Origin of the sequence: Arthrobacter sp. efr-133-TYG-104 (assembly GCF_030208915.1) — a bacterium.
Lineage (GTDB): Bacteria > Actinomycetota > Actinomycetes > Actinomycetales > Micrococcaceae > Arthrobacter.
In genome coordinates this window covers 1-21971 of record NZ_JARVTA010000031.1, presented here as the reverse complement: position 1 = coordinate 21971, position 21971 = coordinate 1, and the positions used below count along the sequence as shown (strand labels likewise).

The following is a 21971-nucleotide window of genomic DNA, read 5'->3' as shown; positions in this document are numbered from 1 at the left end:
AGAATCCATGACGTCCGCACGACGCCGGCCTGCCGGCAACCCCTTTCGGGGCCGGCCTGGCCAGTCCGAAGGCGCCAGTGGGCACCGCAGGACACTGGTTGCCGTGGTCATTGCGCTTGCTTCTGCGCTGGTGCTCAGCGCTTGCTCGCTGCCGTTCCTGCCCTCCCCTACCGCGAAGCCGACCACCAATACTGTTGATCCTTCCGTCGCGGCATCGGCCCCCAAAGGCCTTGAAAGTTTCTACTCCCAAACAGTGCAGTGGGCATCGTGCGATAACGGCTTGCAGTGCGGAACAGTGCGCGTTCCATTGGACTACGCCAACCCCGGCTCGGGCGAGATCTCATTAGCCGTCAATAAGCTGCCGAGCACCGGGAAGAAGCTGGGATCCATCCTGGTCAACCCCGGCGGGCCCGGCGGTTCCGGAGTTGATTTCGTGCGGGACGCCGGCAGCACACACTTCACCGCAAAGCTCCGGTCCAGTTATGACCTTGTGGGTTTTGACCCCCGGGGAGTTAAGCGGTCGGCCCCGGTGAAGTGCATGAGCGACGCCGAGCGGGATGCCGCCCGTGCAAAGGTCTTCCACGAGAACACTGATGAGGGACTCGCAGCTGCGCTGGCCTTCAACAAGTCCACCGCTGAGCAGTGTGCCCAGCAGACAGGGGCCGTGCTGGGACACGTTGATACGGTCAGCGCAGCCAAGGACCTCGACATTTTGCGGGCCATCACCAACCAGTCCAAACTGAACTACCTCGGCTTCTCGTACGGGACGTTCCTGGGCTCCACCTATGCCTCGTTGTTCCCTGACAATGTGGGCCGCGTGGTTCTGGACGGCGCAGTGGACCCGTCCATCAGCAACGCAGAATTGACCGCCGGACAAGCCCGAGCCTTCGAAAAAGCCATCCACACCTACGTTGCTGACTGCCTCCGCCAGAGTTCATGCCCGCTCAGTGGTTCGGTGGATAACGGAGTACAGGAAATCAGGGACCTCATCCAGTCCATCAACCAGAATCCGCAGACCGCCAAGGACGGGCGCCGGGTGACCGTCTCGGACTTCATTAACGGCATCATCCTGCCCCTGTATGACAACCAAAGCTGGCCCGCGCTGACCCAGGCACTCCAAGGCGCACTGTCCGGTGATGTGTCCCAAATGATGCGGATTGCCGATCTCGGTGCTGACCGTGATCCTAATGGGAGTTACACCTCCAACTCGGCCTTCGCGTTCCAAGCTGTCAACTGCCTCGACTATCCGATGATCACGGACACCCCCGGGATGCGCGCGGAAGAAGCAAGCCTCCTGAAGGACTCCCCTACCTTCGGCGAGTTCTTTGCTTACGGCGGGGTGACATGCAAGGACTGGCCCTACAAGAACACGCGGACGCCCGCGCCCGTGAACTACGCAGGCTCGGCCCCGATCGTTGTGGTTGGCACCACGGGTGATCCCGCAACCCCTTATGAGTGGGCGCAGTCATTACGCAAGCAATTGGGAAACGCTTCCTTGGTCACCTGGCAAGGCGAGGGGCACACAGCTTACGGTCGCTCGAATTCCTGCGTCAGCTCCGCCGTCGACAACTACTTCATTGACGGAACCCTCCCGCAGGACGGCGTCAAATGCTAGCTGGCCCGGTGGTCCCTGTTCCTTAAGGAACCGCGTTGGGGGCACTGGTGACACTGGCAGCAACACGATCTACCATGTACACGTCGGAAAGACTGATGAAGGACACGCTGCTGGCGATAAAGCAGCAACCACACTGACATTCGCAATCCCGAAGGCCCCACCGGCACCATTTTCCAGCTGTCGATTCCCGGCCGCTGAAAGTCAGCAAGGAAACCGCCGCGGGGGCCAGGCGACACGTTCAACAGGTACGAATGTCATGCGGAAAAATCCATATCTCAGTTTCGGTCTCGCTGTGATTCTTGCCATGGCCTACGGAGTCATGGTTGGCGTGTCCGGACCGGCCGCCGCAGCAACCCTGACCCTGCCGGACATGCAGATCCTGGTCCCTCCCAACCTGATATCCATCGGCGTGGACCCTGCCACGAACCACCCGATGCTCCGCTTCACGCACATCACGTGGGACGCAGGAACCGGCCCGTTCGAAATAGACCCCACCTATAATTCGGCTACCGGAACGTCCATGTTCGTCCAAGCCCTCTACAACAGCCCAAGCCCGGGCGTTTGGGCTCGTGATCACACTGTTCCGTTGGCTGCCGACGGGATCTTCAACGCACCAAGCGATTACCAGTTCCCGCTTACCAGGTTCACGCTGAATTCCGTCAACGCAGACGGCTCAATCGGTGCAACAGCAGCCACAAGTCCTAAGGTCGATTACTGCATCACCGGTGACAATCGGGTTGGAACCGTTCCCAACTCTCCGACCACCACGTTCATCCCCCAATCGAATTGCACGGATCCCACCAAGCCTCTTGGCTGGTCTGTGGGCTGGGGAGACCAGTACGACCAAACCGACGCCGGACAACCAATCGACCTCAACGGCATCGCCAACGGAAGGTACATCCTTCGCGCAGTAGCCGACCCCCTGCACGTGCTCACCGAAAGTGATGCCACCAACAACGTCACGGACACGGTATTGGACATCAGCGGAAGCAACCCAAAGGTGATTCCGCCCAACGTGACGGTAACCAGTCCGACGTCGGGCGCGTCCCTTTCCGGCACGGTGACCCTCTCCTCCAATGCTGCCGCGACGTCCCCCGCCACAGTTTCCTCTGTCCAATTCCTTCTTGACGGCCTTCCGCTGGGTGCTCCCATAACCGTGGCGCCGTACACCTACTCGTGGTCTGTGGGCAGCACCGCCCCCGGAGCGCACTATCTCAGTGCCCGCGCAACCGATACCACAGGGAACTCCGGTACAGCTCCCGTAGTACCGGTCTCGGTGCGGAGCCAGTCCACGGGGCTGGCCGTTGATCAAAGCATCCAAACGCAAGGAACAGGTGCGTTGTCAACGGCCGCCTTCTCCACCGCTGCAGCGGGAGAAACACTCATCGCGGAAGTCGCTTCCGACGGCGGTGCCACGGGATCGCAGTCGGTCACCGTCACCGGAGCGGGGCTTGCTTGGAGCCTGGTCAGGAGGAGCAACTCACAGCACGGCGACGCCGAAATCTGGAGCGCAACGGCGGCAACGGTGTTGAACGGGGCAACGGTAACGTCCACGCCTGCCCAACCCGGATATTCCCAGCAACTCACAGTCCAGAGCTTCATGAATTCAGGCGGGATTGGCGCATCGGGATCAGCGGGAGCCGCATCCGGGGCGCCGTCGGTGAGCTTCGCTTCGACGTCCGCCGGTTCTTTAACCTACGCGGTTGGCCAAGACTGGGATCATGCAACAGCGCGAACGCCCGCATCCGGGCAGCAGCTGGTTACGCAATGGATCAACACGGCAACCGGGGATACGTTCTGGCTGCAGACAAGCACCGCGACGACTACCGCTGCCGGGCAAACCGTAGTGATGAGTGACACTGCGCCCACCGCGGACGAGTGGAACATGGCAGGAATCGAAGTCATTCCCGGGGCGGCCAGCCCGCCACCACCCCCGCAAGACACCACTCCGCCCAGTGTCCAGATCACCAACCCGACCCCTGGACAGACTGTGTCCGGCACCATCACGGTAGCTGCGAATGCCACCGACAATGTCGCGGTCTCGTCAGTGCAGTTCCTGCTTGATGGCCAGCCATTAGGTAATCCCGTCACCGCCGCGCCTTATGCCACCAGCCTCAACACCACCACGACTACCAATGGAGCCCACACCTTATCGGCAAAAGCGACCGACCCGAGCGGCAACGTGGGCTCAGCCGCCGGGATCGCCGTCACTGTCCAAAACCCGACGCCGCCCATGACCTGCTTCGTCCTGCAAACCAGCGTCACGGCTCGTGGAACAGGGACAGTTCAAACAGGGGCGTTCAGCACTGTTATTTCGGGAGAGGTGCTCCTTGCATTCGTGTCCATGGATGGCCCCGGGGGAGCGGCTGGCCAGTCAGCAACGGTCTCCGGAGCGGGCCTAACCTGGAAGCTCGTGGGCCGGGCCAACTCCCGGTCCGGGGACGCTGAAATCTGGACCGCAACCGCCTCCACGGTGCTCCACAACGTGACGGTGAGGTCCGCACCCGCCAAGGGTGGTTATGCGCAGGACCTGACGGTTGTCGCTTTCGAGGGTGCCACCGGAACCGGGGCAGTCTCCACGGGTGGTGCGGCCAGCGGGGCGCCGACCCTTACCGTCACGACGCGGGTGGCCACCTCACTGGTACTGGCTGTGGGCCATGATTGGGACAAGGCCGTCGCCAGGACCCTTCCCACGGGCTTTGCCATGCTGGATCAATGGGTGGATACCGCCCATGGCGACACCTCATGGAGCGAGTACACCAATCAAGCAACAGGTCCTGCCGGGACTCCAGTGAAAATCGGGGCTACCGCGCCTACATCGGACCAATGGAACATGGCCGCAGTGGAGCTGCTCAATTCCGGCTCCTGAACCTAAACGCCGAACGATCCGTAGCCGGCTCCCCGGGCCCCGGAACACCCGTCGGGCTCGTTTTGACCCGGGCGGCGTAGCTCTATTACAGTGGTGTCTTGCGTGATCAGCCGGGAAACCGGGGAAAAGCGCGGTGCTTCCTTAGCTCAGTCGGTAGAGCGTTTCACTCGTAATGAAAAGGTCATCAGTTCGATTCTGATAGGAAGCTCAGAGAAAAATCCCCGCAGGTTCAGATGAACCTGCGGGGATTTTTGTTAGGAGCCCAACGGCCCCATAAGCCTGCTACGCCGGATCTGCCAGTTCCCAGTCCTTGACGTCCGCCAAGGGAGCAAACACGGAGGGGTCCAGTTCCCCCAACCCTTGGTTGCTGCGGACCAACTGCGGCCAGTTTCGATTAGCCAAAGCGGCTTTGCCAAGGGCAATAACGTCGGCTGAGCCGTCCGTCACCATGGACACTGCAGTGACCGGATCATCGAGCTGGCCATTGGCAATCACGGCTACGCCCGAGTACTTCCTGGCCAACGCAGCGAGTGTTTCCGCTGAATCCGCGAACGCCGGTTCAGTGGCGCGATACTCGGTAGTATGGACGAAATCGATGCCGGTGTCCCCCAGCATCGCGAAGATGACCTCGGCTTCCTCCACCCCTCCGCGCCACTTGTGGGCGTGGTCACTGACCTTGGACTGGGAGATTCGGATCCCCACTGTCATGGCCGGGCCAACAGCTTCGCGAACATCGCGGCAGATTTCGGCGGCAAACCGCACCCTGTTTTCCGGGGAGCCGCCGTACTGGTCCTCACGCTGGTTCAAATAGTCCGTGAGGAACTGATCCAGCAGGTACCCGTTGGCACCATGGATCTCGACGCCGTCGAAGCCTGCCTCTTGTGCGCGCAGTGCCGCCTGGACGAAGCCTTCCCGGACTTCCTTCATCTGGGCCAGAGTCAGCGCCGCGGGAACGCGATATGGACCTTCACCGCGGTAGAATCCCAGCTGCTCCCCCTTCGGGGCCACAGCCGACGGCCCCACGGAGGAGCCAACAAACCGATTTCCCTGGCTCTGCGCTCCGGCATGCATCAGCTGGGCGAAGATCTTCGAGCCCGCAGCGTGGACGCCGTCGACAACCCTGGCCCAAGCCTGTGCCTGCCCTTGGGTTGCGATGCCCGGCTGGTGGAGGTAGCCCTGGCTGTGGGCAGTGTCCGGATAGATGCCTTCGGTGATCAGCAGGCCGAAACCACCCCGGGCGAACCGCTGGTAGTAGGAGGCCATCCTTTCCGTGGCATGCCCGTCCTCCGTTGCGCTGATTCGCGTCATGGGTGCCAAGGCAACCCGGTTGTCCAGCTCGGTGGTGCCGATACGGATAGGTGACCAGAGAGGGGTGTAATCAGTCATAAAGTTCTCCTTCGGAGTGATCGGGTGATGCCGCTGCGTCCGCAGAGGCACCAAATGCCCGGGCTACGAGCGCAGGCAGGCCCGCGTTGGCTGGATCAATTGCGTGTGCCTGCCCGCGCTTGACCAAGTGGTCGATAACCGAAGCATTGGTGAAACAGCCGAGCACAGCGGAACATAGTTCTTCGACGGTCCGGCACTGGGCGGAGGCCCCGGAGGGACCCTTCATCATCCAGCCGTCTGCAAGGGCAGTAACTTTTGGAGCCCCCGGGAGGCCTGTACAGACCGCGCTGATCGTAGCGGCCACAATCAGGTGTTGCCGCATGGTCCGCACCGGCCCGAGGATCGGGTCGGCAACGATTGTCCTTCCACAGGCACCGCACATGTCGTTCCCCCTTCTTTTCGTTCCGGTTTTCGATCTCGCTCTTTAGGCCCTACGGCATGACGTCGCCGGAGTTGGGCCCCAGCGTTTGTCCGACGAAAAGATTGCCGCCCGGATCGCTTGCCAGCAACAAGGCTGCAGGGGCTACTTCCTCTGGCGTCCCAAAGCGGCCGAGGGGAAGTTCGGCGCGTTTAGCTGCTTTCCAGCTTTCCGAGATGCCCGCCACCAATGGCGTTTCAATCGGGCCCGGGGCGATGCAGTTGACGAGCACATTGTCCGCCGCTGTTTCCAAGGCCAGGGCTTTGGAAAGACCAACCACACCAGCCTTCGCAGCACTGTAATGGGTCAGCCCCACCCCGCCCTTGATGGCCAACTGGGAGGCGATATTGATGATGCGGCCCCACTTCCGCTGCCGCATCTCCCCCACCACCTCCCGGCAACAGAGGAATACCCCGGTCAGGTCCACCGTCAGGGTCTCATTCCAGGTGGACAGGGACATGTCCTCAAGGGGAGACTCCGTCAAAAGTCCTGCGCTGTTGACCAGGACATCGATTTCGCCCAGTCTCTCCCGTGCCTCGGCGAAGGCAGACCGTACGCTGGCTTCGTCGGCAACGTCCACGCGGATGACGCTTTCGCCTCCGGCCCTGTCCAGCACCGCCACCCGGTCCCCGTTGGCCATGAAGGCCTCGGCGATGGCCTTACCGATCCCGCTGGAACCGCCTGTGACAACCACTCCCCGGCCCTTGCCGTCCGGGACGCTCCCGGACGGCCGGCCAGCGCCGTCAGTCAACGTGTCCATGCTGTCCTTTCCTTCTCGGGTCACGCCGTCAGGCCCGCATCTTGACGGTCAGTCCGCCGTCAACCACCAGTGCCTGCCCCGTGATGTAGCGGGAGTCGTCGGAGGTGAGGAAAGCGATCACGCTGGCCACTTCCTCCGGTGTTCCCACCCTGCCCCACGGGATATCGTTTCCGGCCCGTTTCAGCCCCTCCGGACCCAGCGAATTCACAGGGTCCAAGGACTGTGGGGTTTCGATGAGTCCCGGGATAACGGCATTGGCCCGGATCTGCCGCGGACCGAGCTCCACGGCCACACTCCGGACCAGCCCCAGGACGCCGGCCTTTGCGGCGGCATAGTGGGCGTGCTCCTCCCACCCATAGACGCCGCCGGCGATGGACGAGACAGCAACCAGCGCTCCGCCGTCGGACATTCTCTCCGCACCTGCGCGCAGCGTGCGCAGCACGCCGGTGAGGTCCACGTTGAGCATGTCATGCCAGCGCTCGTCCGACATCTCGCTGAGGGAGGAATTGCGCAGGATTCCGGCGTTGGCGATGGCGATGTCCAGCCGGCCGTACTCGTCCACGGCCCGCTGCGCCAGGGCGTCCACGGACTCAGTGGTGCGGACGTCCACTTCATGGATCACAGCTTCACCGCCGGCCTCCTTGACCAGGCGGAGGGTTTCCTCGGGATCGTGGGGGTCGCCGGGAAAGGTGCCAATGACGGACACTACTTTTTGGCGGGCGTAGTGGACGGCCAGGGTCCGTCCGATGCCGCTGGCAGCGCCGGTGATAATGGCGGCTTTTTGGTTAGACGTCATGCGGGTGATCCTCGCTCAAGGCTTCAACGGGTGGTTTGGCTGCGATCATCAAGAGTCCGGAGACTAGGGTGCCGAGGGCACCGACCCAGAGGGCCGCACTGCCGGTACCGGCGACGGCTGCGATGGCGGTAAAGATCGCACCACCGATGATGGTTCCGGGCTGGCTCATGGCACCAATGAAGGCGGTACCCGTGGCCCGGCAGCTCACCGGGTAGCACTCGGCCATGAAGTACTGGATGGCAGCGTACGGGCCCACGAGGAAGAACAGCCCGGCGCCGTAGGTCAGGATGATCATGAACGGGCTTGCCGCGATGGGGCTCAGCATGATGGAGAAGCAGATGCCGGAGATGATCCAACCACCGATGATGGTCCGCTTACGGCCGATTTTGTCCCCGATCCAGCCGTGGAAGACATAGCCGAAGTACGCCAGCAGGTTGATGACGATCAGCATCCAGAAAGCATCCGAGAGCTCCACGCCCTTGGCGTTCTTCAGCACCGAACTGCCGAGGACGCTGAAGATGGTGATACCGAAGAAGTTCACGATCCACGCGATCGAGAAAACGATGGTGTTCCGGCGCAGTTGGGGCTCCCAGATGCGCTTCAGCGGGGCTGCTGAGGAATGCTCGACGCCGTAGGCCTTGGCGAGTGAGTGCGCTTCTTCGGACCTCCCGCCCTTTTCCAGCTCGGTGAGCTTGTGGTGCAGTTCAAACTGCGGGGTTTCCTTGAGCTTCCGGGCAATGGTCCAGACGATGATGGCTGCGGGAATGGTGGCCATCAAGTACAGGGCGCGCCATCCCAGGGAAGGCAGGAAGGCAAGTGCCAGCGCGCTGGCCAACAGGAAGCCCAGGGGCCATCCGCCTTGGATGAAGGAGTAATGGAACCCGGGGCGCTTGCGCTTATCGGCAACCTCCGTGACCTGGTACACCTCGTTCATGTAGGTGGCGTTCACGGCTTGTTCGGAGAAGCCCAGGCCGCCAAAGGACCGGACTACTACCAGGAGTGCGTTGCTGAGGACCGGAATGCCGGTGGGAATCGCAGCAGTCAGGGCGGAGACGACGGCGGTTCCACCGATGGTGCTCATCATGCCTTTGCGGCGTCCGAGCCTGTCGATGACGGGGCCGATACCAAAGCAGACGATCGCGGTACCGACGGCGATCCATGTGTTGATGGCATATGCCTCCGTGGCGGACCAGCCGAATTCCTGCTGCATGGCAGGCAGCAGGGTGCCGAACAGGCCGTAGTCGAAGACGGCCACTGTCCAGGCCAGCAGGGCGAGGACTGTGGCGGTGGTGGTGTGGCGCTTGGAGAAGATGGGGAAACGGCGCTTCTCGTTGGGGCGGGGCTGCGACAGGTCAACAGCTGGTTCTTGGATGGTCATGACTTGCTTTCCTTACGAGGGCTGCGGGAGATGAAGGAGTCTGCGATCTGGTCGAAGGTGAGCCAGCTGACGCCGTCGTGGGAGTTGATGTGTTCGATCAGGCGTTCGAGCATGAGCAGGACCTGGGGGCGTCCCGATACGTCCGGGTGAATGGTCATGGTGAAAACAGCTTGGTCCATTTCGCGGTAAACCCAGTCGAACTGGTCACGCCACATCTGCTCGATATCGCGGGGATTGACGAACCCGTGGGAGTTCGGGGACGCCTTGATGAACATCATGGGAGGCAGGTCATCGAGGTACCAGTTGGCTGGTATCTCCACGAGGTCCGTTTCCTGTCCGCGCTTGAGGGGTTCCATCCACGTCTCGGCGTCCTTGGTGTAGTCGATCTTTTTCCAAGAGTCACCTACCCGTACGTAGTAGGGCTCAAAGTCACGGTGCATCAGGGAGTGATCGTATTTGATGCCCCGCTCTAGGAGGATTTCGTTGGTGACAGGAGAAAATTCCCACCACGGCGCAACGTAGCCTGTGGGCCTGCGACCTGACACCTTCTCGATCAGTTCGATCGAGCGGTCCAAGATAGCGGTCTCCTGTTCCCGAGTCATGGCAATCGGGTTCTCGTGCGAATATCCGTGCACGCCGATCTCGTGACCGGCGTCGACGATCATCTGTGTCAGTTCCGGGAACGTCTCGATCGAATGACCGGGCACGAACCAGGTTGCCGGGAGGTTGTATTTCTGGAACAAGCGGATCAGGCGAGGTCCCCCCACTTCGCCGCTGAACAGGCCGCGGCTGATGTCACACGGGGAGTCCTCTCCTCCATAGGATCCGAGCATGCCCGCCACTGCGTCTACGTCAACGCCGAAGGCGACTTGAATGTCCTTAGCCATGAGATTTTCCTTTCACAATTGTTGAGTCGGGGTGCTTTTGGGGTGTCAGGCGGAAGGTTTGGGGGGCCTCCCTCGGTGGGCGAAGATTTCACTGATCCGCTCCGGGCCGGTGTTGATCCGGAGAAGGAGGTTGAGCAGGATCAGCGCCTGCGACGGCCGCAGATGGCCGGAGCCGATTGCTCCGGCGGCACGGAGGTCTTCACCGCCGCCGCCGGCACCGTAGATCGGGACTACAGGTCCGGCGTCCACGCGGGTGCTGGTGATAACCACGACGCCGGCCGCCACAGCAGCCGCTACTTCGGAACAGAGGCTGGGGTTCGCATTGCCGCTTCCCGTGCCTTGCAGGACGATGCCTGTCGCTCCGGCTTCAAGGGCGGCGCGCATCAGGGTGGCGTCGGCGCCGGGATAGGCGGCAACGAGGTCGACGCGCGGACAGGTTCCGTCAGGTTCCGGCAACGGCAAAGGCTCAGGCCGGCTGCCGCCGTCGAGCATTGCTACCGTTCCTTGGGCACTGACGCGGCCCAGCGACCCGAAATCGGGGTTCGCAAAGGCATCAAGCCGAAGGGTCTGGCTTTTGCGGATCCCGGCTGCGGGAAAGATGCTGCCGGCAAAGTGAACCATGACGCCCTTACCCCTCCCCTCCTTTGAACCCGCGACGGCGATGGCGCGGGCCAGATTATCCGGCCCGTCGGGAGCTTCCGAGTCAGCAGCACGCTGCGAGCCCGTGAAGACGACCGGGCGCACGTCGTCATGGGTCAGGTCGGCGAGGAAAGCTGTCTCTTCCATGGTGTCCGTTCCGTGGGTCACAACGACACCCAAGACGTCGGGATCTTTGAGGACATCTTTGATGGTGGCGCAGATCCTGAGCATGTCCGCGAAGGTGAGCAGATAGGACCCCTTCTGGAACACGTCCAATACCCGGACGGGGTGGGAGGTCGGTGAGCCCATGGCTTTGAACACCTCGGCCCCCGTATCGGATGCGACAGCCCCGCCTGCCCGGGACGCGCGCGACGAGATGGTGCCTCCCGTGGCCAGCAGCACGACGTGGGCGCCGGTAACAGTCATTTCAGCTCCGTTGGTTGCTCTGCGGCCAGCAACCCAATCGTTTGGGTAACTTTCGCGCATTAAGGGAAGGGGCAAGAGTGGTGAACGGCGCCGGGGGTGTGGCACCTTATGGTCTGCCCGTTACCCAATCGTTTGGGTAACGGTGAAAACGACTATAGAATGTGAAGGGGATCACGTCAAGAGGTGCCCACAAGGCCGTCTGTAACAGACCTGGGCTACAGTGATGCCGGTGGGCGGGAGAGGGACATGAAAGAAAAGGCCGACGGCGACGCTGCGGTCACGTTGAAGGATCTGGCACGGGAGCTGGGCGTTCATCCGTCCACGGTTTCCCGGGTCCTGCATTCCGGGTCCGACGTAGCCAAGGGAGCAGCATCCGCTGCGACGGCGGCGCGCGTCCGGGAACTGGCCCGGAAGCTCGGCTACTCCCCCGATCCGCAGGCCGCCAGCCTTCGGACCAGGCGGACCAAGTTGCTCGGCGTCATCGTCCCGCGGCTCTCGGACCTGGTCCTCGCAATCATGTACGAGGGCATCGACGCGGCCTCAGCGCAGGTGGGTTACTCCGCTTTCGTGATGAACTCGCGCGACGACCCCGAAGAACAGCGACGGAAGATTGACCTCATGCTTGCCCGCAGGGTGGACGGCCTGATCATTGGCGACGCCCATCTGGACAGCAGCCTCCTCCAGGAACTTACTGACCGGAAGGTTCCCTTCGTGCTGATGAACCGCCGGGTGCCCGGCTACCCATCTGCCACGTGTGACGACGTCGTTGGCGGTGAACTCGTGGCTGCTCACTTGTGGGAAATGGGCCACCGGCAAGTGGCGGTCATCGCGGGCGAACCGTATGCGAGTACCGGCGTCGACCGTACAGCCGGATTCCTGGACCGCTGGCGGTCACTGGGTGGCACCATTTCCGACGACGACGTGGTGCTGTCCAGGTTCGATACGGCAGGTGGCCGCGAGGCCGCAGAAAAAATCCTCGCGAACAGCAAGATCTGCCCCACCGCCATCTTCGCCGTCAACGATTTCGCAGCAATTGGCGCCATGGGCGCTTTGCGCTCCCGTGGCCTCGCAGTCGGAGAGGACGTCGCGGTAGTGGGCTACAACGACACGTCCTTGGCGGCCGAGCTTCCCGTCCCGTTGACTTCGGTCCATTCCCCCATGGAGGAGATCGGACGGACGGCAGTGCAGCTCATGCAGGCCGTGCTCAGGGGCGAAAAACCCGAGCCGGCAAGGTTGAAGCCAACGCTGCGGGTGCGGGAAAGCAGCGCTGCCAAGGCGCCATCGATGGTCGATTAAGGCGGTCGTCACTTAACCAAATGCGCCCCGCGCGCAACCGAATGGTTGCATGCGGGGCGCCTTTAGTTTGCGCTGAACGGTGCTTAGGCGAAGTCGGAGACTGCAGGATCGGGGCCGATGCGGCCTTCGGTGCCGCGGTCCAGGCTGCTGATGGCCTCGACGTCGGTTGCGTCCAAGGTGACGTTCAAGGCAGCGAAGTTCTCCTGGATCCGTGACTCAGTGACGGACTTGGGAATGACGACATTGCCGATCGCCAAGTGCCATGCGATGACAACCTGTGCCGGTGTGGCACCGTGCTTCTCAGCGATCTCCGCAATAGTGGCGTTCTCCAGAAGTTCGCCACCCTGTCCGAGGGGGGACCAAGCCTGAGTCAAGATGCCCTTGGAGGCATTGAACTCGCGGAGGTCGGCCTGGTTGAAGAACGGGTGCAGTTCAACCTGGTTGATGGCCGGAACGACCCCGGTTTCATCGATGATGCGCTCCAGGCCCTCCTTAGTGAAGTTGGAAACGCCGATGGACTTGACCCGGCCGCGCTTCTTGAGCTCGATCAGGGCCTTCCAGGTGTCGACGTACTTTTCCTGCTTGGGCTGCTGCCAGTGGATAAGGTATAGGTCCAGTGTCTGGATTCCGAGGCGGTCCATGGAAGCTTCGAAGGCCTCCAGCGTGGACTCGTAACCCTGGTCGGCGTTCCACAGCTTGGTGGTGATGAAGATTTCCTCAGCAGACAGGCCGGAGGACGCGATGGCACGGCCGACGCCGGACTCGTTGCCATAGATCTTGGCGGTGTCGATGTGGCGGAAGCCGGCTTCGAACGCTTGACGCACCACTTTTTCGGCTACATCGTCTTCAACTTGCCACACCCCGTAGCCGAGCTGGGGAATGGTGTTGCCGTCGTTGAATGTAAGTGTGGGAGAGGAAGTCATGCTCCCATAGTGCCAGCAGTGGTTGCCTCAGGCACCCAGGATTGTCCTTATCAGCTATCCGCTTAACTCCTTGTAAAAACGGAATAACCGCGCACGCTCGTAGTTGCTAACGCCCCCCTTTAAACCTAGCCTCGGAGTTGGCGCTCAGCGTCCTCGACTTGTTCGTACACCGACTCCAAGCGACGCCGGACAGACAATGCGCCCACGGGCACCGGACCCACCGCAAGCCGCAACATGGCGGCAGCCTCTGCCGTAGTGGCCAGCGAATTTCCGGCTTTGGACAGGGCCCGGTGCACACCGGCGAGCGGCCCCGGGACGTCCAGCCCATCACTTGGAGAACGCTTCTGGGCCTCCACACAAATAGACCTGACACGTGGGGATAATTCAGCGAGCTCGTTGGCAATTACTAAAAGTTCGCCATAGAGCTGTTCATCGTCTACGCCCTCCAAGACCTGGTGATACCGATCCAACCCTCGGTGAAAGCGGTCGTGGGCCCTGCGCCAAATACCCTTGCCGAGCTCGAGATCATCTCTCCGCCCTTGCCGGACGGCCCCAAAGAAACCCATGCGCCAGCTCAGAGGTACTGGCCAGGGCCGTGGTCCGGATCCTCCGGGCGCCCTCGCGGCGCGGTGCCCGGAGCGCCGGGAGCAGCTGCGCGCTGGGGCTGGCCGTTCTCGCCGATGACGATTCCGGGCGCGATCACCGTGCCCGGTGGGAGCTGGCGGAGTTGCATTTGGGCGGCTGCGTGCTCCTGGGCGGCCTGCTGAGCCGCTATGGCCGCCTGGATTCCGTGGAAAAGCCCTTCGAGCCATCCCACAAGCTGGGCCTGCGCGATGCGCAGCTCTGCATCGCTGGGGGTGGTTTCCTCGGGAAAAGGCAACGTGATCCGCTCCAGCTCTTCGATCAACTGCGGCGCCAGTCCGTCCTCGAGTTCCTTGATGGAGCGTTCGTGGATCTCGGCCAAGCGACCACGTGCGGCGTCATCCAACGGGGCACTCTTTACCTCTTCAAGGAGCTGGCGGATCATGGTGCCGATCCGCATGACCTTTGCCGGTTCGTCCACGAGTTCTTGGAGGGTAGCGCCATGCGGCCGCTCCACGGGTGCTTCGGCATCCACGGGAGTGCCTTCCACGGGGGTGTCGTCCGAAGCCTCATCCGCAGGCTGAATGTTGTTCAGATCGCTCATTGGTTCATACTCTCATGTGGTTCGCGCGGTCCCGGAGCCGAGGGGCAATTTTGGACTTCGTCCGTAGCGAAAGGCCCGGAACTACTGGCCGCCTCCCGCTTGGAATTGGACCATCCGCGCCTCGCACAGGTCCAGCCAACGCACCTCAGCCTCGGCTTGGAATATCAGCGAATCCAGGACGAGGAGCCATGCCGTATCCGCGGGTCGCTGGTTTGCACCGACCGACTTCCTGGACTGCGTATGTTCCTGTAGCGCCCTAAGGGATGCTTCGCGTTGGGATTGGATGACGGCAGAAACATCCACCCCGGGCATTGTTACAGCGAGCGCGAGTTTGATGGCGATCTCGTTCCGGGGCGGATTGCCCCGGTCCACCGCACCCGAGAACCAGGCCCGGACTTCCTCAGCCCCCGCCTCGGTGAGGCTGTAGATGACATGGCCACCGCCGTCGTCGCCCTCTTTTGTGACTAAGCCGTCCCGCTCCAACCGGTCCAACGTGGTGTACACCTGTCCGATATTCAGCGGCCACGCTGCACCGGTCCGATCCTCGAACTCGAGGCGTAACTCGTAGCCGTAACGCGGTTGGCCGTGAAGCAGTGCCAGCAGGCTGTGCCGGATAGACATGGTGCTCCTTGCTGCCTTGGGACGGACGGATCAGAGAAGCAACAGCACCTTGCCCATGTGCTCGCCGCTATCGAAGTATTCGTGGGCCTGGCGGACCTGCTCCAACGGGAAAGTCTTCGCCACGAGGGGCTTGATACGCCCGTCGGTGAGCATTGGCCATACAACCTCGCGGACGGCAGACATGATGATGCCTTTTTCCGCCACCGGACGCGGACGGAGGGCGGTGCCGATGACGGCGGCGCGCTTGCTGAGGAGCTGCCCAAGGTTAATCTCGGCCTTGGTTCCCCCTTGGAGGCCGATGATGACCAAGCGGCCGTAGTCGGCGAGCGCATCGATGTTTTGTTGTAGGTATTTGGCACCCACGACGTCGAGGATCACATCTGCGCCTTTGCCTCCGTTGGAGGCTTTGAGGCTTTCGGGGAAATCCTCGTCGGTGTAATTGATGGCGATATCGGCTCCGAGGAATGCTTTGGCTGTACTGACTTTTTCGTCTGTCCCGGCCGTTGTTGCAACGGTAGCTCCGTACGCTTTGGCCAGCTGAATGGCCATGGTGCCGATGCCGCCAGTGGCACCGTGGATAAGGACCGTCTCACCGGGCTGCAGCTGGGCTGTCATGATGAGGTTCGAGTACACGGTCGCTGCGACTTCAGGGAGGGCCGCTGCCGTGATCAGGTCCACGCCTTCGGGAATCCGAAGGACCTGTTCGGCCGAGACCGCAACCTGTTGGGCGTACCCGCCACCGGCGAGCAGGGCCACCACCTTGTCCCCAAGGGAGAAGGCCTTGGTCACGCCGGGACCGAAGGCCGCGATCCGGCCCGATACTTCAAGGCCGGGGATGTCCGAGGCGCCCGGAGGCGGCGGGTAGAAGCCGCGGCGCTGCTGGACATCGGCCCGGTTCAGGCCGGTGGCGACGACGTCGATCAGCACCTCGCCGTTGCCCGGCACCGGAGCGGGGACTTCCCGAATGTCGAGGACCTCGGGCCCGCCAGGCTCTGAGATGTAGACGGCTTTCATGACGAACTCCCGGTTTCTTGCTTGTGCTCCCAGCCCTGGGGCAGGGACTGGTACGGGCTGTTTTGGTACAGCCAACTCCCTATGAAAGACTACTAGGCAGGGAAGGTTGTCCGAGCGGCCTAAGGAGCTGGTCTTGAAAACCAGTGTGCGGTAACCCCGTACCAAGGGTTCAAATCCCTTACCTTCCGCCAATGCAGTGCCCCGGGTTCCAACCCGGGGCACTTTTGCGTTTTCATTGAAAGTGTCAGACCCCCCGCATAGTCTTCTCAGTGTCTCCACCATCTTCGGATACCGCCGAATTTCGGCACCAGAACAACAACGGGAGCTTGACATATGCCTACCCCTGATATCACCTCCGGCGCTCCATGCTGGATCGACCTCATGACCACCGATACGGAGAAGGCGAAGGCTTTCTATTCAGCCCTCTTCGGCTGGACCTATGAAACAAGCGACCAGGAAACCTACGGCGGCTATATCACCGCTTCCAAGGATGGCCGCTTGGTTGCCGGCATTATGCAGAAGCAGCAAGACATGGGCGGTATGCCCGATCTCTGGTCCACCTACCTGCGCACGGACGATATCAAAGCCACCACCGAAGCCGCCGCCGCGAACGGCGGCCAGGTGTACATGGAACCCATGGACGTCCCCGAACAAGGTTTCATGGCTATGTACGCGGATTCATCCGGAGCCTCCGTTGGTGCCTGGCAATTTGGGCAGATGAAGGGCTTCCAGCTTGCTGCGGAGTCCGGCGCTCCGGCTTGGCATGAACTCCTCGCCAAGGACTATGAGTCTGCCGTTGCGTTCTACCGGAACGTTTTTGGGTGGGAAACCGCCGTCATGAGCGACACCCCGGAGTTCCGTTACACCACCCTGGGCGCCGGCGACGACGCCAAGGCCGGCATCATGGACGCATCCGGATTCCTTCCCGAGGAAGTTCCCTCCATGTGGAGCGTGTACTTTGCCGTGGACGATGTAGACGCCACTGTGGAGCGGGCCGTGGGCCTGGGCGCCTCGGTGATCCAGCCTGCCGAGGATACACCTTTCGGGCGACTGGCCACCGTATCCGATCCCACCGGCGCGGTTTTCAAGGTGGTACAGGCCTTGAACCCGGGCGCGTAGGGAAGTAAAGCTGACACCTTAAGGCAGGGCCGCTCAGTGAGTGATGGGCGGCCCTGAACTGCCGTTAGCCGCTGAGTATGCCGCGCGCGATTTCGTCCGCGTCGCGAAGGGTGCGCTGCCCACTTGAGTAGACCGGGCCGGCGAGCGGGCGCGCCTCTGCGGCAATCGCAGTCCCCCATTGCGACGCCGAAAGTTGCAGGCCCAGAACATACAGACCCTGGGTAACGGAGCCGTTGGCAGCGACCGGGCGGTACGGATGTGGCTCTACGTCCAAACCTGTGGTCTGCATGGGCGTTCCCTCAACACCCATCATTATCTTGGGCCGCACCAGCCCATCAGCTAGGAGCTGTTCCAGCAGTGGGGAAACATTGACGCCCACCCTGTTTGCCGGCGACATCGCCTCGATGAGGGTCCTGGCTTCGGCTGGCGTATCGCGTACCCACGGCGACGTCGCCCGAAAAACCTGCGCGCCCCGATCCACTGTGAATTTGGGATCGGGCCCGACAAAACTTACGACGCCGGCACGCGCCAACGCGGCCAACTGTTCCGAACGGATGGCGGGCGGACCACTGGCCAACCCTTCGACGAACGCTTCAAACCAACCCCGTAGCCCCGCCAGCCACGATTCGTCCGTTATCCCGCCGTCGGCTACTACGGATTTGAGGATGGCGCGGCCTGTGTGGAGGGCTCCGATGGCCATCTTTATCGGGTCCGATTCACCCAAAGCGGAGCGTCGTGCGTCGTCGTCCAAATAGGCTGTGACCGCTGCGTCCAGTTCCTTACGGGAGCCGAACGTGCGGCCGGCCAGCGGGGCGGCCAGGGCTCGTAAGTTCAGCCGACGGCAGGCCAGCACATGCTTTTCAACCAGGTCCCCTACATCGTGTTCCCAGTTCGCGGTGGTGTGCGCGTGGGGTTGGAGCGCATCCGCAAGATCAGCCAGGAATTGGGCCGCATCACGGATAGCAGCGGGCTGCGAGGCCGCCAACGTCGAGTAGTAGGCCCACAACGCGTCCCGGTGCAGCAGAGGCCACAGGTCATGGTCAAAGCCAGGCTGGATACCGGCAGCGCGGAACCGGTCCACGGCGTCCTCGGTCAGGTACCTCATAGTGATGCTCCGCGGATAGTACCCAGCCAAGCCCGCTTTGGCCCGATACGGCGTTCCGCGGCGTGAGGCGGCAATGATCTTGGGCTCCCGGCCGGACGGACGGTATTCGAGTACCCCGGCACCCGGCAGGCCGGCGTCGACGAACTTGCCACCGCGGCCCTCAGTCAGCTGGCCCATGACGTCGAAAAAGTTAAGGCCCATGCCCCGCACCAGGACTGCTTCATTGTCAGGCACAGCCTGCCAGTCAACATCTGCCGGTGCTGCTGGGGGGAAATAACGCAAGCCGCACTCTTTCGCGGCGCCCTGGAAGGAGCGCTGCTCGGGATTCAACCGGGATTCGATGTGGCCCAGTGCCAGCACTACGGAGTCGACGGTGAGCGTCGCGCCGTCGGCCAGTTCGACGTCGAACATCCCATCCCGGCTTCCGGTGGGACGAACCGCAACCGCAGTGGTCTCCCTAAAGGTGACCGCGACGCCGTCGGGTAGTCGCTCAAGGACCGACTCCAGGGTTTGGCGCAGGTACCGCCCGTACAAAGCGCGGCTGGGAAAATCGTGGGACTCGAGCGTGGCCAGCTCCGCCTTTTCGGCGTCGTTCAAACCGATGCCATCACGACGCCGAAGTTCGCGCCACTGGTCAAAAGAACCGCCGGCCAAAGGGGGTGCCAGTTCGGCGTCTTCGGGGATGAGCGTGGGATAGAACGCCTGGGTGTTCATCAGGTACAGCCGGGATTGTTCCGGCTGCCACACGTGTCCCGGGCCCGCCCGGTAAGGATCGACGACGTCGATCTCCAAGCGTCGCGCGCCCACTGAAGGGCCCATCGACGCCCAATTCGCGAGCAACCGCTCAAGGACGCTGGTGCCCCGAGGGCCCGCCCCGATCAGGGCAACACGGTTGGTTTCGGATATAGCCACGCTCAAGCTTAACTTCCTGTGACTTGCTTACCGCTGAACAGTGTTGCTTGGATGGGCCCATGACCACCACAGAAGCTGATCACACGCCACTTCCCGGGGATGACGATGCCACCGACGGTAAACCCAGGGGCCGCCACGCTGCGGACATCGCCCCCATGCCAACGGATGAAAACATTTGGCTTGAAGACATCCACGGCGACCAACAGCTTGCTTGGGTCCGTGAGCAGAACGCCCGCGCCGAGGAATTGTTGGAGGACTCCGATTACGCGGCAGTGGAGGCCGGAATCCTCGAAGTCCTTGATTCGACGGACCGCGTCGCCATGGTCAACAAACGCGGAAACTTCTACTACAACTTTTGGAAGGACCAAGAGCACCCCAAGGGCCTCTGGCGACGGACCACCTGGGAGAGCTACCTAACCGACACTCCCGAGTGGGACGTGTTGCTGGATGTTGATGCATTGGCCGATGCGGAAGGGGTGGAGTGGGTGTTCCACGGCGCCGGTTTCCTGCGCCCTTCAGACGGTGCCGCCTACCGTTTGGCCATGGTCTCCCTCTCCCCCGACGGCGGTGACGCTGACCGCCACCGCGAGTTCGACGTCGAGACCCGCACTTTTGTCGAAGGGGGCTTCGACCTGCCGACCGCGAAGGGGAACGTCAGCTGGTTGGACGCTGACACACTCCTGGTATCCAGCACCGCCAATGGCCTGCCTGCGACCTCATCGTCGTACGCCCGCACTGGCGTGAAACTCCGCCGGGGCCAGGCCCTTGCTGATGCTGAGCGGCTCTTCGAAATTCCCGAGGACCACATGCTGGCCATGGTGGCCCACGATTCCACCCCCGGTTACGAGCGGACCTTCGCCGTTGACTACATCGACTTCTACAACAGGAATACATGGCTCTTGCGCGAGGGTTCGTGGGTGAACATTGACGTGCCCACCGACGTGAACATCAGCGCCCACCGGGATTGGTTGTTGTTCCGTCCACAAAAAGACTGGCAAGTAGATGGCCACACGTACCCGTCCGGGTCCCTGCTCGCTGCGGACTTTGAAGGGTACCTGGCCGGCTCGCGCCAGTTCGTGGTGCTCTTTTCACCTGACGAACACACGTCGCTGCAGTCATGGAGCTGGACCAAGGACTACCTTCTCCTGAACTTGTTGCGCGACGTTTCCTCCGAGATCCGGGTGCTCGACCCGTCCACATCCGGCGCCAACAGCGGCTGGCGCTCCACCGTGTTGGACGCGTGCCCGCCCCTCCACGACGTCAACGCCTACGCCGTGGACGACGAGGATACCGATCAGACCGGTGCAGGCAACGACTTCTGGCTCATGGCAACCGGGTTCACGACTCCAACCACGCTCACTCGCGGGACTCTCACCCCAGGTCCGGACGGCGAGATCATGAGCCAACACGCAGAGGTCAAACGGTCGCCGTCGTTCTTCAACGAAGCCGGGTACGAAGTGCAGCAGCATTTCGCGGTCTCGGCGGATGGAACACGCATCCCCTATTTCCAAGTGGCATCCAAGGATTTGGTCCTTGACGGCCAAAACCCCACCCAGTTGTCCGGCTACGGGGGATTCGAAATCTCCCGCACGCCCGCGTACTCAGGAACGATCGGGCGGGCATGGCTCGAGCGCCGAACGTCGTCCGACGTCGGCGACGCTCCCCACGCACGCGGCGGGGTCTACGTTGTGGCCAACATCCGCGGCGGAGGCGAGTACGGACCTGCCTGGCATCGCGCGGCGTTGCAGGAAAACCGGCACCGGGCCTACGAGGACTTCGCCGCAGTGGCCAGGGACCTCATGTCGCGCGGGGTTACCAGCCGGCGTCGCCTGGGCTGCGTAGGCGGCTCCAACGGCGGACTCTTGGTGGGCAACATGCTCACCCAGTACCCCGAACTCTTCGGCGCAGTGTCCTGCGGGGTGCCGCTGCTGGATATGCGCCGCTACACCAAGCTCTCCGCGGGATACTCGTGGATTGCCGAGTACGGAGACCCGGAGGTGCCCGAGCAGTGGGAATTCATCCGGACCTTCTCGCCTTACCACCTGCTTCGGGACGGCGTGGACTACCCGGAAACGTTCATCTGGACGGCTACCTCCGATGACCGGGTAGGACCTGTGCAAGCGCGGAAAATGGCGGCACGAATGCAAGCAATGGGCATTCCCAACGTCTGGTTCCACGAGGCCCTCGAAGGTGGGCACGCCGGTGCCTCGGACAACCGCCAAGCCGCTGCCCTGCAAGCGCGGAGCAACCACTTCCTGTGGCGTTCGCTGGCGGGCGCCAAATAGGGCGGGCCACTTCAGGCGTCCGGCTTGGGCGGCTGGCTCGGGCCGGGCTCGGACCCGACTCGATGGTTCGCTGCGCAGGAGGCCGGGCGCACGGCACAGTTGGCAGGGAACCACCGAATCGGGCGCTTCCCGGGCTGTTTTGCGCTAGACCACAGGTTCTGCGTATCCTTGGTGGGCTAGCAATAGCAAACGGAGACGTGCCAGAGCGGCCGAATGGGCTTCACTGCTAATGAAGTGTGGGGCACAACTCCACCGGGGGTTCAAATCCCCCCGTCTCCGCGTTTGTGATGAGTCGAGACATCCTTCACGGATGAGTCGAGTCATCGGTTACACCCC

At 62.4% G+C, this 21971-nt stretch carries 18 protein-coding genes and 3 tRNA genes; 8 read left to right on the top strand and 13 right to left on the bottom strand.

Annotated features, from left to right (window positions below):
• Positions 1-7 precede the first annotated feature (7 nt).
• The 3 genes from QRN04_RS17245 (at position 8) to QRN04_RS17235 (ending at position 4692) form a co-directional block, all read left to right on the top strand.
• A complete protein-coding gene (locus QRN04_RS17245; protein WP_284977257.1) occupies positions 8-1615 on the top strand; it encodes an alpha/beta hydrolase in 1608 nt (535 codons plus the stop codon).
• A 256-nt stretch (positions 1616-1871) separates the two neighbouring features.
• Entirely contained in the window at positions 1872-4484 is a 2613-nt protein-coding gene (locus tag QRN04_RS17240; protein ID WP_284977256.1) for an Ig-like domain-containing protein, read from the top strand.
• A 135-nt stretch (positions 4485-4619) separates the two neighbouring features.
• Positions 4620-4692: transfer RNA gene (locus QRN04_RS17235), tRNA-Thr, on the top strand.
• Positions 4693-4766: 74 nt separating this feature from the next.
• Here QRN04_RS17235 and QRN04_RS17230 read toward each other — a convergent pair.
• The 7 genes from QRN04_RS17230 to QRN04_RS17200 are packed head-to-tail and all read right to left on the bottom strand — an operon-like array spanning position 4767 to position 11174.
• Entirely contained in the window at positions 4767-5870 is a 1104-nt protein-coding gene (locus QRN04_RS17230; protein WP_284977255.1) for an oxidoreductase, read from the bottom strand.
• Positions 5863-6252 (bottom strand): hypothetical protein, encoded by a 390-nt coding sequence (locus QRN04_RS17225; RefSeq protein ID WP_284977254.1) that lies wholly within the window; start codon positions 6250-6252, stop codon positions 5863-5865. The genes QRN04_RS17230 and QRN04_RS17225 overlap by 8 nt, the downstream gene beginning before the upstream one ends.
• 49 nt (positions 6253-6301) lie before the next feature.
• Entirely contained in the window at positions 6302-7048 is a 747-nt protein-coding gene (locus tag QRN04_RS17220; RefSeq protein ID WP_284977253.1) for an SDR family NAD(P)-dependent oxidoreductase, read from the bottom strand.
• Positions 7049-7076: 28 nt separating this feature from the next.
• Positions 7077-7844, bottom strand: a complete 768-nt coding sequence (locus tag QRN04_RS17215) for an SDR family NAD(P)-dependent oxidoreductase (protein ID WP_284977252.1) — start codon at positions 7842-7844, stop codon at positions 7077-7079.
• Entirely contained in the window at positions 7834-9222 is a 1389-nt protein-coding gene (locus QRN04_RS17210) for an MFS transporter (protein WP_284977251.1), read from the bottom strand. The genes QRN04_RS17215 and QRN04_RS17210 overlap by 11 nt, the downstream gene beginning before the upstream one ends.
• Positions 9219-10109, bottom strand: a complete 891-nt coding sequence (locus QRN04_RS17205; protein ID WP_284977250.1) for a polysaccharide deacetylase family protein — start codon at positions 10107-10109, stop codon at positions 9219-9221. Before QRN04_RS17205 ends, QRN04_RS17210 begins: the two co-directional genes overlap by 4 nt.
• A 45-nt stretch (positions 10110-10154) precedes the next feature.
• Positions 10155-11174 (bottom strand): asparaginase, encoded by a 1020-nt coding sequence (locus tag QRN04_RS17200; protein ID WP_284977249.1) that lies wholly within the window; start codon positions 11172-11174, stop codon positions 10155-10157.
• A 246-nt stretch (positions 11175-11420) separates the two neighbouring features.
• Here QRN04_RS17200 and QRN04_RS17195 point away from each other — a divergent pair, with 246 nt between their 5' ends.
• Positions 11421-12470 (top strand): LacI family DNA-binding transcriptional regulator, encoded by a 1050-nt coding sequence (locus QRN04_RS17195; RefSeq protein ID WP_284977248.1) that lies wholly within the window; start codon positions 11421-11423, stop codon positions 12468-12470.
• Between the two features lie 83 nt (positions 12471-12553).
• Here QRN04_RS17195 and QRN04_RS17190 read toward each other — a convergent pair whose 3' ends face one another.
• The 5 genes from QRN04_RS17190 to QRN04_RS17170 form a co-directional block, all read right to left on the bottom strand.
• Entirely contained in the window at positions 12554-13393 is an 840-nt protein-coding gene (locus QRN04_RS17190) for an aldo/keto reductase (RefSeq protein ID WP_284977247.1), read from the bottom strand.
• A 125-nt stretch (positions 13394-13518) separates the two neighbouring features.
• Positions 13519-13959, bottom strand: a complete 441-nt coding sequence (locus tag QRN04_RS17185) for a hypothetical protein (RefSeq protein WP_284977246.1) — start codon at positions 13957-13959, stop codon at positions 13519-13521.
• Between the two features lie 8 nt (positions 13960-13967).
• Positions 13968-14579 carry a bacterial proteasome activator family protein gene (locus tag QRN04_RS17180; RefSeq protein ID WP_284977245.1) on the bottom strand — a complete coding sequence of 204 codons (612 nt, stop codon included), beginning with the start codon at positions 14577-14579 and terminating at the stop codon, positions 13968-13970.
• 81 nt (positions 14580-14660) lie between these two features.
• The gene (locus QRN04_RS17175; RefSeq protein ID WP_284977244.1) at positions 14661-15200 is read right to left on the bottom strand and encodes a PadR family transcriptional regulator; all 540 of its coding nucleotides are present in this window, start codon (positions 15198-15200) and stop codon (positions 14661-14663) included.
• 30 nt (positions 15201-15230) lie between these two features.
• Entirely contained in the window at positions 15231-16214 is a 984-nt protein-coding gene (locus QRN04_RS17170) for an NAD(P)H-quinone oxidoreductase (RefSeq protein WP_284977243.1), read from the bottom strand.
• 100 nt (positions 16215-16314) lie between these two features.
• Between QRN04_RS17170 and QRN04_RS17165 the strand changes: the two genes are divergently transcribed.
• Both QRN04_RS17165 and QRN04_RS17160 read left to right on the top strand, forming a co-directional pair.
• Positions 16315-16405: transfer RNA gene (locus QRN04_RS17165), tRNA-Ser, on the top strand.
• A gap of 142 nt (positions 16406-16547) precedes the next feature.
• A complete protein-coding gene (locus QRN04_RS17160; protein ID WP_284977242.1) occupies positions 16548-17333 on the top strand; it encodes a VOC family protein in 786 nt (261 codons plus the stop codon).
• A 64-nt stretch (positions 17334-17397) separates the two neighbouring features.
• Here the strand turns inward: QRN04_RS17160 and QRN04_RS17155 are convergent, their stop codons facing one another.
• Positions 17398-19350 (bottom strand): FAD/NAD(P)-binding protein, encoded by a 1953-nt coding sequence (locus QRN04_RS17155; protein WP_284977241.1) that lies wholly within the window; start codon positions 19348-19350, stop codon positions 17398-17400.
• Positions 19351-19409: 59 nt separating this feature from the next.
• Between QRN04_RS17155 and QRN04_RS17150 the strand changes: the two genes are divergently transcribed.
• Positions 19410-21635, top strand: a complete 2226-nt coding sequence (locus QRN04_RS17150) for a prolyl oligopeptidase family serine peptidase (protein ID WP_284977240.1) — start codon at positions 19410-19412, stop codon at positions 21633-21635.
• 191 nt (positions 21636-21826) lie between these two features.
• A tRNA-Ser gene (locus QRN04_RS17145) sits at positions 21827-21914 on the top strand.
• Positions 21915-21971 lie beyond the last annotated feature (57 nt).

Excerpts from the sequence above, each read along its gene's own strand:
- QRN04_RS17245 (WP_284977257.1), top strand. The coding sequence starts at position 8 with ATGACGTCCGCACGACGCCGGCCTGCCGGCAACCCCTTTCGGGGCCGG.
- QRN04_RS17240 (WP_284977256.1), top strand. The coding sequence starts at position 1,872 with ATGCGGAAAAATCCATATCTCAGTTTCGGTCTCGCTGTGATTCTTGCC.
- QRN04_RS17230 (WP_284977255.1), bottom strand. The coding sequence starts at position 5,870 with ATGACTGATTACACCCCTCTCTGGTCACCTATCCGTATCGGCACCACC.
- QRN04_RS17225 (WP_284977254.1), bottom strand. The coding sequence starts at position 6,252 with ATGTGCGGTGCCTGTGGAAGGACAATCGTTGCCGACCCGATCCTCGGG.
- QRN04_RS17220 (WP_284977253.1), bottom strand. The coding sequence starts at position 7,048 with ATGGACACGTTGACTGACGGCGCTGGCCGGCCGTCCGGGAGCGTCCCG.
- QRN04_RS17215 (WP_284977252.1), bottom strand. The coding sequence starts at position 7,844 with ATGACGTCTAACCAAAAAGCCGCCATTATCACCGGCGCTGCCAGCGGC.
- QRN04_RS17210 (WP_284977251.1), bottom strand. The coding sequence starts at position 9,222 with ATGACCATCCAAGAACCAGCTGTTGACCTGTCGCAGCCCCGCCCCAAC.
- QRN04_RS17205 (WP_284977250.1), bottom strand. The coding sequence starts at position 10,109 with ATGGCTAAGGACATTCAAGTCGCCTTCGGCGTTGACGTAGACGCAGTG.
- QRN04_RS17200 (WP_284977249.1), bottom strand. The coding sequence starts at position 11,174 with ATGACTGTTACCGGCGCCCACGTCGTGCTGCTGGCCACGGGAGGCACC.
- QRN04_RS17195 (WP_284977248.1), top strand. The coding sequence starts at position 11,421 with ATGAAAGAAAAGGCCGACGGCGACGCTGCGGTCACGTTGAAGGATCTG.
- QRN04_RS17190 (WP_284977247.1), bottom strand. The coding sequence starts at position 13,393 with ATGACTTCCTCTCCCACACTTACATTCAACGACGGCAACACCATTCCC.
- QRN04_RS17185 (WP_284977246.1), bottom strand. The coding sequence starts at position 13,959 with ATGGGTTTCTTTGGGGCCGTCCGGCAAGGGCGGAGAGATGATCTCGAG.
- QRN04_RS17180 (WP_284977245.1), bottom strand. The coding sequence starts at position 14,579 with ATGAGCGATCTGAACAACATTCAGCCTGCGGATGAGGCTTCGGACGAC.
- QRN04_RS17175 (WP_284977244.1), bottom strand. The coding sequence starts at position 15,200 with ATGTCTATCCGGCACAGCCTGCTGGCACTGCTTCACGGCCAACCGCGT.
- QRN04_RS17170 (WP_284977243.1), bottom strand. The coding sequence starts at position 16,214 with ATGAAAGCCGTCTACATCTCAGAGCCTGGCGGGCCCGAGGTCCTCGAC.
- QRN04_RS17160 (WP_284977242.1), top strand. The coding sequence starts at position 16,548 with ATGCCTACCCCTGATATCACCTCCGGCGCTCCATGCTGGATCGACCTC.
- QRN04_RS17150 (WP_284977240.1), top strand. The coding sequence starts at position 19,410 with ATGACCACCACAGAAGCTGATCACACGCCACTTCCCGGGGATGACGAT.